Consider the following 16453-nt stretch of genomic DNA (forward strand, 5'->3'; position numbering starts at 1 on the left):
TTCTCCCCTAAGAGTGGCCGCGCGGCGGCCATAGCGGCGGCACCAATCTGTATCCGCATGGCCAAGGATGCTGACACACTGTCAGCCCGCCGATGAGTCGTTCCGCCGGCGGGTGAAGATGGCCTCCAGGTCCGGGGTGTCGGGGGCCAGGACCAGCACCTCGTCTCCGGCCCGCATCAGCGTGTCGGCGCGCACCGGGACCAGGCGGCCGCCCCGGATGACGAAGCTGACCCAGACGTCCTCGCCGCAGGGCAGCTCGTCGACGGTCATGCCGTCGGCGGCCGAGCCCGCCCTCACCTGGTATCGGTGGAGGCCCTCCGGCTCCTCCTGGAACCGCACGCCCAGGCTCCACGGCTCGGGCTCGACGACGCGCAGGGGAATGCGCAGCCGGCGGGCGAGCTCCGGCACCAGGCCGCCCTGGACGGTCACCGAGAACGCGACCACCACGAAGATGATCTCGTAGGCGCGCCGGACGCCGGGCAGTCCCTCCTGCAGGATGAACAGGCCGAGCAGGATCGGCACCGCTCCCTTCAGCCCGGTCCACAGCACGAAGATCCGCTCGTTCCGCCGCAGGCGCACCGGCCACAGCAGGAGCCCGACGAACACCGGCCGGATCACGAAGGCCAGCGCGGCGGCGATGATGAGGCCGATCCACCACGCTCCACCGTCACCGAGGCCGCGCAGGCTGATCGTGAGGCCGAGCATGATGAAGGCGACGATCTCGGCGAGGCTCGCCAGCGACGAGTGGAACCGCTCGATCTCCCTCTTGTACGGGGCGCGCTCGTCGCCGAGCAGGATGCCGGCGGCGAAGACGGCGAGGAAGCCCGAACCGTGCGCGACGGTCGCCAGCCCGTAGATCACCAGCGCGCCGAACAGCACCCGCAGCGCGTACAGGCCCTCGCTGGGGAGCGGGACGCGCCGCATGAAGGCCAGCAGGAGCATCCCGCCCGCGACGCCGACGGCGGCCCCGATCACCATCTGCTGGAGGAACGCGACCGTGACGTGGCCGACCGCCGACAGCCCGCCGCCGGTCGCGCCGAGCACGGCGACGAGCAGCGCGATGCCGACCGGGTCGTTGGCCCCGGACTCGCCCTCCAGGAGGGTGCCGGTGCGTCCGGCGATCTCCCGGCGGCCCAGCACGGAGAAGACCACGGCCGGGTCGGTCGGGGCGAGGGCGGTGCCGAGCAGCATGGCCAGGCGCCAGTCCATGCCGAACACGTAGTGGGTGAGCAGGGCGAGGGCCGCGACGGTGACGAGCGTTCCGGCGACGCCGATCCAGACCGTGGCGGCGGCCGCCGAGCGGAAACGGCGCCGGCCGATGTGCATGCCGCCGTCGAAGAGGATCACGGCGAGCGCCACGGTGACGACCTTCTCGATCGTCGGCAGGGAGACCGAGCCGAGACGGGGCCACAGGTCGGAGGCGATCGCCGCGCACACCAGGAAGATCGCCGGTGCCGGGATCCGGGCGCGTTCGCTGAACCGGTTGGACAGCACGGCCACCGTGCCGATGAGCGCGATCACGAGAACGGCGAGCCCGAACGCTTCGACGTCTGCCACGGCGGCTGCCTCTTCCTAAAAAGGGGACGACAACGACAGCGCCGACCAGACTTCCCGGCACACCTATGGTCTTAACGGTATCCATACGCGACGAGTGAGGTGGCCGCGTGCGCGATGTGCGCGACGCCGGCCGCCTCCGCGATGTCGGCCGGTGTGCCGTGCTCCTCGGGCCGCGCACCGGTGATCCGCGCCGGTGCGCGGTCTCTTCGTCGTCCGTACGCCGCGTGCGCTGACCGCCCCGGGCGCCATCGGCTCCCGGGGCCGTCAGGACGCGGCGTCAGGAGATGCCGAAGATCCGCTCGATCACGTTGATGCCGAAGTAGGCGACGAAGACGACCGAGATGAGCCACAGGAGCCAGCCGGCCCACCGGCCGCGGGCGGTCTGGATGAGGGTGTACGCGATGACGCCCGCGCCGACGCCGTTGGTGATGGAGTACGTGAAGGGCATCATCACGATCGCGACGAAGGCCGGGATCGCGATGTCCAGGTCGGACCAGCCGATCTTGGCGACCTGGGTCATCATCAGGGCGCCGACGATCACGAGCGCGGGCGCGGCGGCCTGCGCCGGCACCACGGCCGCGATCGGGGTGAGGAACAGCGTCGCGGCGAAGAGCAGCCCGGTGACGATGTTGGCCAGCCCCGTGCGAGCGCCCTCGCCGATGCCCGCCGCCGACTCGACGAACACGGTGCCGGCGGAGGAACTGGTGAGGCCGCCGATCATCGCCGAGGTGCCGTCCACGGCGAGGATGCGCCCCAGCCCCGGCACGCGTCCCTCCTCGTCGAGCAGCCCGGCCTCCTCGGTGAGCCCGAGGATCGTGCCCATCGCGTCGAAGAAGCCGCTCAGCACGAGGGTGAACAGCACGACCAGGGCCGTGAGCACGCCGGCCCGGCCGAAGCCGCCGAAGATGTCGACCTTGCCCAGCAGCCCGAAGTCGGGGGTCGAGACGAGCTTGGAAGGCAGCTTCGGCACGACCGTGCCCCATGCCTTGGCGGCGATCGTGGTGTTGCTGTTGATGACGATGGCGAGCACCGTGGCGACCGCGATGCTCAGCAGGATCGCTCCGGGGACGCGGCGGACGTACAGCACGATCATCAGCAGCGCTCCGATGACGAACACGACGACCGGCCAGCCCGCGAGGTGGCCGCCGGACCCGAGGGTCAGGGGAGTGCCTTCGCCCTTGCCGACGAAGCCGGAGTCGACCATGCCGATCAGGGCGATGAAGGCGCCGATGCCCGCGGCGATGGCGTGCTTGAGCGCCAGGGGGATGGCGTTCATGATCCGTTCGCGGAATCCGGTGACGGCCAGGATCACGATGACCACGCCCTCGAGCACGACGAGGCCCATGGCCTGCGGCCAGGTCATGTGCGGAGCGGCCTGGAAGGCGACGACCGCGTTGATGCCCAGCCCGGACGCGAGGGCCAGTGGCGCGTTGCCGACCAGGCCCATGATGAGGGTGGAGATCGCAGCCGCCAGCGCGGTCATGGTGGTCAGCTGGGGGATCGACAGGTGCGCGTGGTTCACGTCCTCCGCGCTGCCGAGGATGATGGGGTTCAGCAGGATGATGTAGGCCATCGCCACGAACGTGGTGATGCCGCCGCGTACCTCCCGCGCCACCGTGGTCCGGCGTGCGGTCAGGTCGAAGAAGCGGTCGAGGGGACCTCCGGCCTCCAGCCGCGTCGTCATTCGGGGCTCCGTTTCGCAGGGGTCGCGACTCAGCACGGCCTCCGACGAATCGATCATGAACGGGATCGCACGGGTCGCGGGCCGCAGGGGTGACGTCGGAAGACTAGTCGTTGACGTGGTCTTCCGGACCCATCGGTATGCAAGGTACGGATCCCCCGCAGGCGGGCGGCCGGTAGGGTGCGGCACCCGCCTGCTCGTACGGCACGTGCCAGCGGGACGTTTCGGATCTATGTATGAAATGGGACGAATCGTCGTCCTGCTTTGCCGGGGCCGGTGGGCGGATCGGCCGCCTGCGGCGCGCGTTCCCGGCAGTGGATCGCCGTCGCCGGGTTTCGAAAGTCGTCCAAGAGTCTTCTGTAAGAAGGCAGCGAAAACTATCCTTTCTGGTACAAGTGTCTTCAGTGCCGCAGATCGGGCCGAGCGGGTCGATCGATCGGCCGCTGCTAGGGGGCGTGATCGTCGAAGTGTCGCTGGTCGGCGGGAGAACGTCCCGCCTGCGGGGGCAAAGCCCGCGAGGCCTCGTGATCCGCGCCATGGATTCAACAAACCCTCCTGATTCTTAGTTGATTGTTTTCGTAAAAGTGGGTCAATGTGGATAGTCATCAATCGCTCGGACAGCGCATCCGCTGGGCGCGGATGCGCAAGGGTCTTTCCCAGGCGCAGCTGGCTCTTCCCGAGCTGTCCGACAGCTACGTCTCCTTGATCGAGAGCGGGAAGCGCACCCCGACTCCCGATGTCGTCCGGCTCCTCGCCCGCAAGCTCGGCTGCTCGGCGTCCTACCTCTCGAGCGGCATCGACGAGGCCACGCAGGAGCGGCTGCAGACGACCCTCGACCGCGCTGATACCGCCCTGCGGAACGGCCGGGCGACCGAGGCGCGCGACCGGTTCGCCGAACTGCTGGCCGACCCGGCGCTGGCCGCGTTGCCCGAGTCGGCGCGCCGGGCCCGGTGGGGACACGCGCTCGCCCTCGAGGCGGCAGGCGCGCTGGACGAGGCGCTGCGGGAGTTCGCCGCCCTCGGGTCGGACCTGTCACCGGAGTACGACACCGACGAATGGATCCGGGTCAACGTCGCCGCCGCCCGAAGTCACCGGGAGAAGGGCGACCTGGCGGAGAGCGCTGCTCTGGCCGAGCGCGCGTTCGCGCGGGTGACCGCCAAAGAGGGGCCGTGGAGCGACGAGACGGTCAAGCTCGGCGGCACCCTCGTCGGCGTCTACCTCGAACGCGGCGACCTCGTCAGCGCCCGGCAGCTGACCGACCGGCTGCTGGACCAGGCGGAGGCGACCGGCAGCCCGGCCGCCCGCATGGCCGCCTACTGGGAGACCGCCCTCGTCGCCAAGCACCAGGGCGACTTCGACACGGCGGCGACGTACGGGGAACGGGCGCTGTCCCTCCTGGGAGAGGCGGCGGACCTGCGCGACGTGAGCCGGTTGCGGAGGGAGTACGCCACCCTCATGCTGCTGGCCCGGCCGCAGGACGCGCGGCGCGCCCGCGACGAGCTCGAACGCGCCCTCCACGAGCTGACCGCGACCGGGGCGGCGGACCTCGACGTCGCCTGGTGCCTCACCGAACTCGCCCGCGCGGAGCTCGCGACGGGCGAGGCTCAGCGGGCCGTCGACCGGGCGAACGAAGCGCTGGAACTCCTGGGGAACGACGCGCGGCCGGCCACCGCCGGAGCCCTGATCGCACTCGCCGAGGCGACCCTGCGGCTCGGCCGCCCGGACGAGGCGGCGGCCACGCTGGAGCGTGCCATGACCTGCCTCAGGGAGATCGGGCCCTCCCGCGAGGCGGCGCAGGGCTGGTTCCGGCTCGCCGAGCTGCTGTCGGACGCCGGCTCCCCGCAGCAGCGGGCCGACGCGTACCGGCGGGCGCTGGCCTGCGCCGGCTTGTGAGGGACCGGGCGGCCGGAGGAGGTCAGGGGCGGTCCGGCCGGCCCGTATCCACCGGGCGCCGGCCTGTGAAGAACCGGGCGGCCGGAGGAGGCAAGGAGCCGTCCGGGCGACCCGTATCCACCGGGCGCCGGAGGGTGAATAAGCTGAGGAGGTCCGGGGAGCGATCCTGACGAGCGGGCGAGCGGCGGCCGGGGCACGAGGCCGCACGCGGAGCACGCCCAGAGCGGTGAGCGCCCCGGGAACACCTGCCGACCCGGAGAGACCGCCTCCTTCGCCATGATGAACCTCTCGCCGCCCGAGCGCCGCCGCGGCTTCGCCGCCGCCCGCCCCGGCTTGGCCGTTGTCCGCTCCGGCTTGCTCGACGCCGACTCCGGCGCGGCCGACGCCTATTCCGGCTCGGTCGGCTTCGGCTCGCTCGACGCCCACCCAGGCTCGGCTGACGCCCGCTTCGGCGCGGTCGTCGCCCACCCAGGCTCGGCCGGCACCGGCTTCGGCTCGCTCGACGCCCGCTTCGGCGCGGCCGACGCCTGCTCCGGCTCCGTCGGCGCCCACCCCGGCTTGGCCGACGCCCGCCCCGGCTTGGCCGACGCCCACCCTGCCTCGGTCGGCGCCCGCCTCGGCTTGGGCGGCGCCCGCGCCGGTGCGCCTCGCCCGGCCGTCCGACTCCGGGCCGCGGTCTCCCGTGCGTAGCCATCGGCCGTACATCGCGGCGGCGCTCGTCGGGCTCACCAGCCTCGCCGCCCTTCTCATCGCGCTGGTCGCCGGCGGAGCGGTCCGCGAGAAGGTCATCAGCGGGCTCGCCGACGCGGGCACGCTCACCCGGTGGGGCCTCCCGGTCGCCCGGTTGACCATGGACCTCGGCGGCACCCTCACCGTCGGCGCGCTGCTGGGCGCCGTCGTCCTGCTGCCCTCGGTCAAGGGCGTGCTCGACCCGCAGGCCGTGCGCTACCTGCGGGGGGCCTCCTGGATCGCCGCCGTCTGGGCGGCCGGGGCCGCCGCCACACTGATCTTCACGGTCTCCGACATTCTCGGCGAGCCCGTCGCCACCGTCGCCGGCGGGAACGAGCTCACCAGCTACGTCGGTCAGCTGCCGCAGGGCACGGCGTTGATGATCGTCGTGCTGCTGACCGCGATGATCGCGCTGCTGGCCCGGACCGCTGCCACGCCCGGCAGCGCGGCCGGCCTGCTCGTCGCCGCGCTCGTCGCGCTGCTGCCGCCCCCGCTGACCGGCCACTCGGCGTCCTCGCCCAACCACGAGCTGGCCATCAGCGGCCTCGCCATGCATGTCGTCGCGCTCGCGCCCTGGGTGGGCGGGCTGCTGCTCCTGGGCTGGCACGCCGCGCATGACGGCGACCACCTCGGGGTGGCCGCCCACCGGTTCAGCCGGATGGCGCTGTGGTGCTTCGTCGCCGTCGGGGTCAGCGGCGTCGCCAACGCGATCTCCCGCGTCCCCACTCCGACCCAGATGTTCACCAGCGACTACGGCCGGCTGATCCTGGTCAAGGCGGTCCTGTTCACGACGCTGGGCGTGCTCGGCTGGCTGCACCGCGAACGCACGCTTCCGGCGATCATGGCGCACAACCCCAAGGGGTACGCGCGGCCGTCGGTCGTGCGCCCGCCGTGGCCGTTCGTCCGGCTCGTCGCCGTCGAGGCGTTCGTGATGGCCGCCACGATGGGAGTCGCGGTCGCGCTCGCCCGCACCGCTCCGCCGGCGCCCACGACCGAAGAGACCCCCGTACGCAGCCTCCTGGGCTTCGACATGCCGGCGCCGGTGAGCCTCACCCGGCTGGCGACGCTGTGGCGGCCCGACCTGTTCTTCGCCGTCCTCGTCGTCGTGCTCGGCGGCCTGTACGTCGCCGGGGTGATGCGGCTGCGCCGCCGCGGTGACCGCTGGCCCATGACCCGGACCGCCGCCTGGTTCGTCGGCCTGGTCACGATCGTGGCGGTGACGATGACGGGCGCCGCGACGTACGCTCCGGTGCTGTTCAGCGTGCACATGGTCCAGCACATGGTGCTGTCCATGCTGACCCCGATCTTCCTGGTGCTGGGCGCCCCGGTGACGCTGGCGCTGCGCGCGCTCAAGCCGGCCGCGATCCGCGGTGACCGGGGACCGCGCGAATGGCTGACCGCCATCCTGAACAGCCGGGGGATGGCGTTCATCGCCCACCCGGCCACCGCGACGATCATCTTCATGGGCAGCACGTACGTGCTGTACTTCACGGGGCTGTTCGGCTACCTCATGCGCGCCCACGTCGGCCACCTCGCGATGCTCGTGCACTTCCTGGTCGCCGGCACGCTGTTCTTCTACGTGCTCATCGGGATCGATCCGACGCCGCGCCGGATGCCGTTCGTCGCCAAGATCATCCTGTTGTTCGTCACCATGCCGTTCCACGCCTTCTTCGGCATCGCGCTGATGGAGCTGGGGCAGCCGATCGCCCAGGGCTGGTACAACTCGCTGCACCGGTCGTGGGGGCCGTCGATCCTCTCCGACCAGCACACCGGAGGCGGCATCGCGTGGGCGTTCGGGGAGATCCCGACGTTCATCGTGCTGATCGCGATGGTGTTCCAGTGGTTCGCGGAGGACCAGCGGGTGGCGCGCCGCGAGGAGCGCCGCGCCGACCGGGCGGCCGCGCGCAAGGAGGACGACGAACTGGCCGACTACAACGCCTACCTGGCGTCGCTGGACAAGCGGGCACAGAGCCAGGACTGACGGGTTCGCCCTGAGGCGAAGGGCTTTGCCCGCCGTGCGGTCGTGAGTCAGGGTGATCGTCATGAGCGGATTCCGGTTCTCCTTCAACCTCCTCGGCCTCGAATCCCACGCGGCGCTCATCGAGACCTGCCGGCAGGGTGAGCGGTACGGCTACGACACGGTGTTCGCCGCGGACCACCTCGGCATGCCCGCACCGTTCCCGTCGCTGGTCGCCGCGGCCGCGGCGACCGAGCGCCTCCGGGTCGGCACGCTCGTGCTGAACGCCGGCTTCTGGAATCCGGCCCTGCTCGCGCGGGAGGTGGCCACCACGGACGTCCTCACGGACGGCCGGCTGGAGTTGGGCCTCGGCGCGGGGCACATGAAATGGGAGTTCGACGAGGCCGGCATCCCGTGGGAGCCCTTCGGCGCCCGGGCCGACCGTCTCGAGGCGACCATCGACGAACTGGCCCGGCTCTTCGCCGCGGACGGCTTCGAACAGCAGGCCGCGCTCCGCGAGGCGATGGGGCTCCCGGCGCTCGCACCGGTGCAGCGGCGCGGGTTCGACGGCTCCGGGCCGCCGCTGCTGATCGGCGGCACGGGGGACCGGATCCTGCGCGTCGCCGCGAAACGCGCCGACATCGTCGGGATCGCCGGGACGTACCAGGTCAAGGGCCAGCCCCCGGGGACGTTCCGCCTCGCCACGGCGGCCGAGACGGACGAACGCGTCCGCTACGCGCGCGAATGCGCGGGCGAGCGGGCGGACGAGGTCGAGTGGCAGGCGCTCGTCCAGATCGTGCTGGAGACGAAGGATCGGCGGGCGGCCGCCGAGGAGGTGAGCGCGCGGTTCGGGCGCACCCTGAGCGCCGACGAGATCCTCGAAACGCCCTTCGTCCTGATCGGCACCGTCGACGAGATGGCCGAGCGGATCCTGCGGTATCGCGAGCGCTACGGCCTTACGTACTACACGGTGCACGGCGCGTACATGGAGGCGTTCGCCCCCGTCATCGAGCGCGTACGAGCGGCCGAGGCCGGTACCTGAGCGCGGGATGAGCCCGGGCCGGCGTGACCTCTGAATGCCGCGAGAGGTCAGGCCGGGGTGACCTCTGCCGCGCCGCGAGGTGCCGGGCCGGAGGGGACGTCCGAGTGGCCGGGCGAGGGCGGACAGGGTCGACCGTCTGGGTGCTGGGCGGGTGTGGGCCGGAGGGGACGTCCGAGTGGCCGGGCGAGGGCGGACAGGGTCGACCGTCTGGGTGCCGGGCGGGTGCGGGCCGGAGGAGACGCCTGAGCGGCCGGGCGACGGCGGGCCGGAGGGGACACCTCGGCGGCCGGGTGGGGGCGGGCCGCGGCCGCTCGGCGGTGTCGGCCGATCAGCGGGCCGCGGGAGCTCCGGACTCGACCGGCAGGCCGGCCTCTGCCCAGTCCTGGATGCCGTCACGGTACTTGCGGACGTCGGTGTAGCCGAGGCCCGTCAGGCGGGTCGCCACGGCCTCGCTGTTGCCGCAGGCGGCGTTCGAGCAGTAGGTGACGATCGGGGCGTTCCGGTTCGGCAGCAGGTCCGCCGCGCGGGCGTCGACCTCGTCCTCGACGAGGTTGAGCGCGCCGGGCAGGTGCTGCTGCGCGTAGTACGACTCGGGCAGGGCGTCGACGACGGTCACCGTGCCGGCCTCGATGGCGGCACGCAGGTCGTCGCGGGAGATGAGCGCGGTCATGGTGATCCCTTCAGTAATCGGACCGCAGTCCGGTTGATATCGGGGACGCTACCGGACTATGGTCCGAATGTCGAGGGATCGACCGAGTGAGGGAGTGCGGATGCCGGAGGACGTCGAGCTGTCGTCGCTGGCGGCCCGGAGGCCGACCGAACGGGCCGACGCCGCGCGCAACCGGCGGCTCGTGCTCGACGCCGCGGCCAAGCTGTTCGCCGTGCACGGCGTGGACGGCGTGAGCATGGACGCCGTCGCCCGCGAGGCCGGGGTCGGCAAGGGCACGGTCTTCCGGCGCTTCGGCGACAAGTCGGGTCTGGCGGTGGCCCTCCTCGACGATCGGGAGCGCGAACTCCAGGAAGGGATCCTGTCGGGCCCGCCGCCGCTCGGCCCCGGGGTCCCGGCCGCGGAGCGGATCACGGCTTTCCTCGACGCCTACGTCGACTACCTCGGCGGCCACCTAGACGTGCTGCGGCTTTCCGAGACCGCCGTGCCGGGCGCCCGCTACCGCATCGGAAGCTACCGGTTCTGGCATCGTCACCTGGCGATCCTCATCCGTGAGGCCGACCCGAGCGCCGACGCCGACCACCTGTCCCACGTGCTCCTGGCCGCGCTGTCGGCGGACCTCGTCCACGCGCTGCGCGCCGACGGCCACGACTGGGAACGCATCCGCGCGGGGGTCCTGGACCTGGCCGCCCGCGTCCTCCCGCCCGGCCGCGACGCCTGACCTCCGCAATCCCGTGCCGGCCGCGACGCCTGATCTCCGCGGTCCCGTCCCGGCCGCGAGGCCTGATCTCCACGGCCCATGCCCGGCTGCGACGCCTGACGTTCGCGGTCCATTTCCGGCCGCCAAGATCCGGCCAGCTTCTTTCGTGACCCGGGTTAGCCCGCCCATCGACGGGAACGTCCGTCCCTGTGTCCCGCACGATGATCATCAGGCTGCTGCTGGCGGCCGCGCTGCCCGTCGCCGTCGGCTGCGCCGAGACACAGGCCCGGCCCGCGGCCCACGCGTCGCGCCCCGCCGGTTCGGTCCCCATATCGTCGCTGCCCTCGCCGCTGGGGGCGGCGCCTTCGCCGGTGGAGACCGGCAGCGCCTTCTCGCTCCCCATGCGGGTCGTCAACAGCGGCGACGGCACGCTGGTCTTCGTTCCGGTGCGGGTGAACGGCCGAGGCCCGTACGAGTTCGTCCTGGACACCGGGTCGTCGAACTCCTCCGTGGACCGCAGCCTCGTCCGCCGGCTCGGGCTGCCGCGTACGGGGCAGCAGCACCGGGTCCAGGGCGTCACCGGCAGCGGTACCGTGCCGATCGTCAAGGTACGGCAGTGGACGATCGGCGGCCTCCCGCTCCGGGCCCGCTCGCTCGCCGTCGTCGACCTCGGCATGGGGGTGTCCGGGCTGCTCGGCTCGGACGAACTCCGCCGTTTCAGCAGCGTCACCCTCGACTTCCAGCACGACCGCATCGACTTCCGGCCGTGAGTGGTGGCCGTCATACCAGGACCGGCGTGCCCTGGTACCGGCACCGCACCGCGTACGAGGATCGGACCATGACCACAGTACTGATCACCGGATCCACGGCCGGCGTGGGACGGTACCTCGCGGGGCACCTGGCCAAGCGGGGCATGACCGTTCTGCTACACGGCCGTGATCGGACGAAACTCGACGCGGTCGCGGCGGAGACCGGCGGCCGGCCGTACGTCGCCGACCTCGCGTCGCTCGCCGAGGTGCGCGACCTCGCCGACCGTGTCCGTGCCGACCTCGCGGCGGAGAGCGCCGACGGCGCAGGGCTGGACGTGCTGATCAACAACGCGGGCGTCGGCAGTGGCACGGACCGCCGGCTCACCGCCGACGGGCACGAGCTGCACTGGGCCGTCAACTACCTGGCGCCCGTACTGCTCACGCGCCTGCTGCTGCCCGCGCTGGGACCGGGCGCCCGGATCGTCAACGAGGGATCGCTCGGCCAGGACACGATCGACTTCGACGACCTGACGATGGGCCGCCGCTACAGCGGCACCCTCGCGTACTGCCGCAGCAAGCTGGCGCTCGCCGCCTGGACCTTCGACCTGGCCGATCGGCTGGACGCTGTCACGGTCAACTGCATCCACCCGGCGACCTACATGGACACCGCCATGGTCCGCGAAGCCGGCGTCACCCCATGGTCGACGGTCGAGGAGGGCGGCGACGCCGTGCTGCGGCTCGTCACCGAGGATGCCGGAACGGGCGGGTTCTTCGACGGCATGAGGCGCTCCCGGGCGCACCGCGACGCGTACGACCCGAAGGTCCGCGCCCGGCTGAGCGAGGTCACCGACCGCGCGCTGACCGGGTTCGCCTGAGGACCTCCCGTACGCCTCCAGGGACCGCGCAGCCGGACACCCCTTAGCCGGACACGCCTTAAGCCAGGGCACCCCTTAGCCAGGGCACCCCTTAGCCCGGCAGCTGGCCCAGGGTGACCGTGGTCGTGGTCTTGCTGCCGTCCGGGTGCTGGACCACGACCTGCGCCTTGTCGCCGGGCTTCAGCACGGCCAGGACGTCCGACAGCTCGGCGGTCGTCGGCGTCTTGGCGCCGTTGACCGAGACGATGATGTCGTTGGGGCGGATCCCGGCCCGGTCGGCGGGGCCGCCCTTCGTCACCGACGCCACCCCGACGCCGATGACGTTGCCCGCCAGGTCGGCGACGTTCCGGATGGTGACGCCGAGCGCGGCCCGGCCCGAGTTGGTCACGCGGCCCGACTTGATGAGCTGATCGGCGATCAGTTTGACCGTGTTGCTGGGGATCGCGAAGCCGATGCCCGCGGCCGCGCCGCCGATCTGCGGGTCGGAGGCCGCGAGGGCGGGGATGCCGATCACCTCGTTGTTCAGGGTCACCAGCGCGCCGCCGCTGTTGCCCGGGTTGATCGGCGCGCTCGTCTGCACCGCTCCGGCGATCGTCGCGCCGGGGAAGGCGCCCTCGCGCGGCGAGGACACCGTGCGCCCGACGGCGGAGACGATGCCGTTGGTCACGCTGCCCGACAGGCCGAGCGGATTCCCCATGGCGAGGACGATCTGGCCCACCGTCAGGCGGCTGGAGTCGCCGAAGCGCGCGGGTTTCAGCGTCCCGTTGCTCACCCGCACGACCGCCAGGTCGTTCGGGGCGTATTGGCCGATGAGCGTCGCGGGCAGCGCCTTCTTGCCGGTCGCGGTGGTCACCGTCAGCCGGTTGGCCCCGGCGACGACATGGGCGTTCGTGACGATGTCGCCCCTGTTGTCGTAGATGACGCCGGACCCGAGGCCCGAGTCGGTGTCGATCTGGACCACCGAGGGCAGCACCGCCTTGACGACCTGCTCGTACGCCTGTTCCAGTTGGCCGGCGTACCCCTGGACCGGCGGTGGAGCGCCGGGGGCCGGAGAGGTCGCGGCCGCGTTCGTCTTGTTGGCGTCGCCGTCACCGCACCCGGCGACCAGCACCAGTCCGGTGATCACGGCCGCGCCGCACCGTGTCATGTGTCCCACATCTTTGCTCTTCCCAGCAGGTCACCGGGTGAAGCGGTAGGGAGCGCGTCAACGGAAACGCCGTCGGCGGGTACCAGGGGTGCCCGCCGACGGCGTATGTGAGCGAGAGTGTCAGCCGCCGTTGTGCGTGAGCCAGTGCGCGGCGAAGGAACCGGCCGACGACCGGATGCCGAGGATCACGATGCTGAGCGTGAGCAGGGGCGTGACCACCCACAGCTCGACCTTCCCGTTGGTGCGGGGCACGATCGGGATCGCGAGCCGCCAGGGGATGGGCCAGAACACGGGGCAGCCCTGCGGCGTGATGGAGTCGGTGATGACGTGCATGAGGCAGCCGAGTCCCACCGCGAATCCGGCCCACCCCAGCGTGTAGCCGTGCGTGCCCAGACCGGGCCCGGTGAACTTCATGTTCGCCATGAGGAAGGTCAGCCCGCCGGCGATCGCGGCGTTGAGCAGCGCGTCGAAGTGCTCCTTCTTGGGCACCCCGATCCCGATCCCCTGCAACCCCAGGCCGATGAGCAGGAACATCATCACCCACCACGCCTGGACGACGCTCTCCGACAGGAAGTCGGCGCCGATCGCCATGAGCGCGCAGAACAGCAGCGAGTGCGTCGCGTGCCGGTGCCCGCCGGACACCACGCTGATGCCCTTGCACAGGACGCGGGTGACCGGGCCGAACGTGTTGGCGATCGTTCCGTCGTGGTGGTCGAGGTCGGGAAGCAGCGCCGCCCCGGCGCAGACGACGGCTCCGGCCGCGATCTGGCCGGGAGTCATCCGCATGCCGTAGTCCGCGAGGAACGGCGCGGTCCCGAACCAGGCCGCAGCCCCGGCCAGCGCGTGCGTATGGCCCATCATGTGAAGATCACCCGCTTTGTTGACACGCGCGGACTGTAGCCCGCTTCGGGGAGTACGGACGCGCGACGCGCCGGAGCGGTTCCACGATCGACCCGAATCAGTCCGGAGTGTGGACGCGCCATGGCCCGGACCCGGTCAGGACCGGGTCCGGGGGGACGTGAACGCGTCCCGGAGAGCGCGCTCATCGGAAGGTCAGGCGGGCTCCGGCAGGCGTTCCTCCGTGGCGCGCTCCCGCGCCGGGCCGAGGTTCACCGGCAGGGACAACGGCCCGTGCGTGATGGCGGACGGGTTGTACTGAATGGCGTCGGAGTCGGTGGCCAGGCTGAGCTCCGGGAAGCGCTCGAACAGCGCCTTCAGGGCGATGCGGCTCTCCAGCCGGGCCAGCGGCGCGCCGACGCAGAAGTGCGGGCCGAACCCGAACGCCAGGTGACCGTTCTGCTCGCGCGTGATGTCGAACCGGTCGGCCGTGTCGCCGTACCGTCCGTGTTCCGTCCCGTGGAGCGCCAGGCTCAGCCAGAGGGCCTCACCGGCGGGGACGGGCACGCCCGCCAGGATCGTGTCGGTCATGGTGTACCGGAACGGCGAGCCGAGCACGGGGCCGCCATAGCGCAGGGTCTCCTCGACCACCTTGGGCCACAGGTCCTGTTCGATCGCCAGGGCGAGCTGATCCCGGTGGGCGCACAGGGTGATGATGGCGTTGCCGAGCAGGTGAACGGTCGTCTCGTGGCCGGCGATGAGCATGACCCACAGGGCGCTGACGAGTTCGTCGTCGGAGAGACGGTCCTCGTCGTCGTGCGCCCGGACGAGCCCGGTCGTCAGGTCGTCCCCCGGTTCGCGGCGTTTGAGATCGACCAGCGACGCCAGGTAGGAGTTCAGCGCCGCATTGGCGGCGGCGGCCTCCTCGCCGGTGGCGGTGTGCGACAGCAGCGTGGTCGTCCAGCCGCGCAGCTGGGCCCGTTCGTCGTGCGGGACGCCGTACAGGTCGCAGATGACCGACATCGGCAACGTCTCGGTGAGGGCGGGCACGAGGTCGACGCCGTCTCCGGCCGCGGCGATGCCGTCGATGAGCTCGGCCGTCATCTCGGCGATCCGGGGCCCCATCGCCTCCACCCGGGCGGCCGTGAAGGCCCGGGCGATCAGGGTCCGCAGCCGCCGGTGGTCCACGCCGTCCTTGACCTGAAGGTGGTCGCCGGAGACGAGGGGACGCAGCGGCCAGGTCTCGGGCACCCTGCCGTCGTGCAGGGCGGTCCAGTGCCGCGGGTCCGCGGAGAACACCTTGTTGTCTCGGGCGAACACGTCCGCGAGCGCGTCGTAGCTGTTGACCGCCCACGCGTGGACGCCGTCTGGAAGCTCGATGGGAACGACGGGCCCGGCATCACGGAGCCGGGCATAGGTGTGAAGGATCGGCTCTCCCGGTGTGGGGAAGGGGAAGCGGGAACCGCCCACGTATTGCCTCCAGGTGCATGGGAATGACGACCGTAGCGTAATTAGCCACTGACATTCCGGCTAGGGAGATTTCCGTTTTAATGCTGATTCGTCCTGATTCGGACAGAACGTTTGACAGGATCGGGTCACGACGACGGATCGGGGGTGTCGTCCCTCATTCCGCCGGTATGAGACGCCAGTCGGCCTTCCCCGGGCGGTAGGGCGCGTCGAGACGCTTGGCGACGACCCCGGGCAGACGCTGCTGCCGGGCGGCCGCCCGCACCGCCTCGCCGTCGTCGAAGCAGGGCGCGGTCTGCCACCGGGGCCCGGCGAGACGCAGGCCTTCGAGGAGCTCCCGACGCCGTTGGTACGGTTCGTCGAGCAGCGAGCGGCCGTCCAGGTGGAGCACGTCGAAGATCATGTAGGTCTCGTGGTCCTCGACGACGGCCACCTCGCCGTCCAGGACGACCCGGTGGGCGGCGAGCGACTCCCCGAGCCCGGACGGGGCCTTGGCGGCGTCGCCGTCGGCGTCCTGAGCGCGCGTCGTGCCGCGGTCGGAGAACACGATCAACCGGCGCCCGCCCCACGCGAACTCGAAGCCGTACGCCTCCGCGCGGCGGGGAAGGCGTTCGCGCACCTCGGGCCGTACGGGGTCGACCCTCTCCGGCATCGGGTCGGCGTCCGGGTCGACCGGCGGGTCCATCCGGTGGATCATCCAGTTCTTGCCGTTCGTCCGAAACAGGACGTATCGGCCGGACACCCGGTTTCCGTGCAGGACGACCTTGACCTCGCGGTCGGTCCACTTCTCGGTCTCGTACGTCCCGCGGTCCCAGATGGTGACCTGACCGCCGCCGTACTCGCCCTGCGGGATCTCCCCGGCGAACGACGCGTACTCCAGCGGATGATCCTCGGTGTGCACGGCCAGATGGTTGGTCCGCGGATCGTCCGGTACGCCCTTCGGCAGCGCCCAGGACACCAGCACACCGTCGCGCTCGAGCCGGAAGTCCCAGTGCAGCCGCCGCGCGTGGTGCTCCTGGATCACGAACGTGTCGTCGTTCCCGCGGGGGAGCGGCCCCTCTCCCGGAACCGGCTCCGGCGTACGGCGCGCGTCACGCTTGCTGCGGTACGTCCCGAGTCTGTCGGCCACGGCGCGGTACGTACCCGCGACGC

The 16453-nt window shown here is 71.6% G+C and carries 14 protein-coding genes; 7 read left to right on the forward strand and 7 right to left on the reverse strand.

The features are described from left to right. Nucleotides 1-81: 81 nt before the first annotated feature. Together ACQP2O_RS14640 and ACQP2O_RS14645 are read right to left on the reverse strand one after the other, a co-directional pair. Nucleotides 82-1557 carry a potassium/proton antiporter gene (locus tag ACQP2O_RS14640; protein WP_433184298.1) on the reverse strand — a complete coding sequence of 492 codons (1476 nt, stop codon included), beginning with the start codon at nucleotides 1555-1557 and terminating at the stop codon, nucleotides 82-84. A gap of 277 nt (nucleotides 1558-1834) precedes the next feature. Further along, nucleotides 1835-3241: an NCS2 family permease gene (locus ACQP2O_RS14645; RefSeq protein WP_433184301.1), complete on the reverse strand. Its 1407-nt coding sequence runs from the start codon at nucleotides 3239-3241 to the stop codon at nucleotides 1835-1837. Between the two features lie 591 nt (nucleotides 3242-3832). On the opposite strand from ACQP2O_RS14645, the gene ACQP2O_RS14650 reads away from it, so the two are divergent. The 4 genes from ACQP2O_RS14650 to ACQP2O_RS14665 all read left to right on the forward strand — a co-directional run bounded on the left by ACQP2O_RS14650 (nucleotide 3833) and on the right by ACQP2O_RS14665 (nucleotide 8859). Further along, nucleotides 3833-5131, forward strand: coding sequence for a helix-turn-helix domain-containing protein (locus ACQP2O_RS14650; protein WP_433184304.1), 1299 nt, complete (start codon nucleotides 3833-3835; stop codon nucleotides 5129-5131). Nucleotides 5132-5407: 276 nt separating this feature from the next. Continuing rightward, on the forward strand, nucleotides 5408-5821 hold the full coding sequence (locus ACQP2O_RS14655; protein ID WP_433184307.1) for a hypothetical protein: 414 nt from the start codon (nucleotides 5408-5410) through the stop codon (nucleotides 5819-5821). Further along, entirely contained in the window at nucleotides 5814-7841 is a 2028-nt protein-coding gene (locus ACQP2O_RS14660; RefSeq protein WP_433184310.1) for a cytochrome c oxidase assembly protein, read from the forward strand. Before ACQP2O_RS14655 ends, ACQP2O_RS14660 begins: the two co-directional genes overlap by 8 nt. A gap of 61 nt (nucleotides 7842-7902) precedes the next feature. Next, complete coding sequence (locus tag ACQP2O_RS14665; protein WP_433184313.1) at nucleotides 7903-8859, forward strand: LLM class F420-dependent oxidoreductase; 957 nt, start codon at nucleotides 7903-7905, stop codon at nucleotides 8857-8859. A 328-nt stretch (nucleotides 8860-9187) separates the two neighbouring features. Here the strand turns inward: ACQP2O_RS14665 and ACQP2O_RS14670 are convergent, their stop codons facing one another. Further along, nucleotides 9188-9529: a rhodanese-like domain-containing protein gene (locus ACQP2O_RS14670; RefSeq protein ID WP_433184316.1), complete on the reverse strand. Its 342-nt coding sequence runs from the start codon at nucleotides 9527-9529 to the stop codon at nucleotides 9188-9190. A 100-nt stretch (nucleotides 9530-9629) separates the two neighbouring features. On the opposite strand from ACQP2O_RS14670, the gene ACQP2O_RS14675 reads away from it, so the two are divergent. The 3 genes from ACQP2O_RS14675 to ACQP2O_RS14685 all read left to right on the forward strand — a co-directional run bounded on the left by ACQP2O_RS14675 (nucleotide 9630) and on the right by ACQP2O_RS14685 (nucleotide 11850). Continuing rightward, complete coding sequence (locus ACQP2O_RS14675) at nucleotides 9630-10247, forward strand: TetR/AcrR family transcriptional regulator (protein ID WP_433184319.1); 618 nt, start codon at nucleotides 9630-9632, stop codon at nucleotides 10245-10247. A 188-nt stretch (nucleotides 10248-10435) separates the two neighbouring features. Continuing rightward, complete coding sequence (locus ACQP2O_RS14680; protein WP_433184322.1) at nucleotides 10436-10996, forward strand: retropepsin-like aspartic protease; 561 nt, start codon at nucleotides 10436-10438, stop codon at nucleotides 10994-10996. Nucleotides 10997-11064: 68 nt separating this feature from the next. Beyond that, entirely contained in the window at nucleotides 11065-11850 is a 786-nt protein-coding gene (locus tag ACQP2O_RS14685; RefSeq protein WP_433184325.1) for an SDR family NAD(P)-dependent oxidoreductase, read from the forward strand. A 91-nt stretch (nucleotides 11851-11941) separates the two neighbouring features. Here the strand turns inward: ACQP2O_RS14685 and ACQP2O_RS14690 are convergent, their stop codons facing one another. The 4 genes from ACQP2O_RS14690 to ACQP2O_RS14705 form a co-directional block, all read right to left on the reverse strand. Beyond that, nucleotides 11942-12997, reverse strand: a complete 1056-nt coding sequence (locus ACQP2O_RS14690) for a S1C family serine protease (RefSeq protein WP_433184328.1) — start codon at nucleotides 12995-12997, stop codon at nucleotides 11942-11944. Nucleotides 12998-13117: 120 nt separating this feature from the next. Beyond that, a complete protein-coding gene (locus tag ACQP2O_RS14695; RefSeq protein ID WP_433184331.1) occupies nucleotides 13118-13855 on the reverse strand; it encodes a metal-dependent hydrolase in 738 nt (245 codons plus the stop codon). A gap of 195 nt (nucleotides 13856-14050) precedes the next feature. Then, complete coding sequence (locus tag ACQP2O_RS14700) at nucleotides 14051-15304, reverse strand: cytochrome P450 family protein (protein ID WP_433184334.1); 1254 nt, start codon at nucleotides 15302-15304, stop codon at nucleotides 14051-14053. Between the two features lie 154 nt (nucleotides 15305-15458). Next, nucleotides 15459-16430, reverse strand: coding sequence for a DNA polymerase ligase N-terminal domain-containing protein (locus ACQP2O_RS14705; protein ID WP_433184337.1), 972 nt, complete (start codon nucleotides 16428-16430; stop codon nucleotides 15459-15461). Between the last annotated feature and the right edge of the window lie 23 nt (nucleotides 16431-16453).

The organism is Actinoallomurus sp. CA-150999, from assembly GCF_050942425.1.
Classification (GTDB): domain Bacteria; phylum Actinomycetota; class Actinomycetes; order Streptosporangiales; family Streptosporangiaceae; genus Actinoallomurus.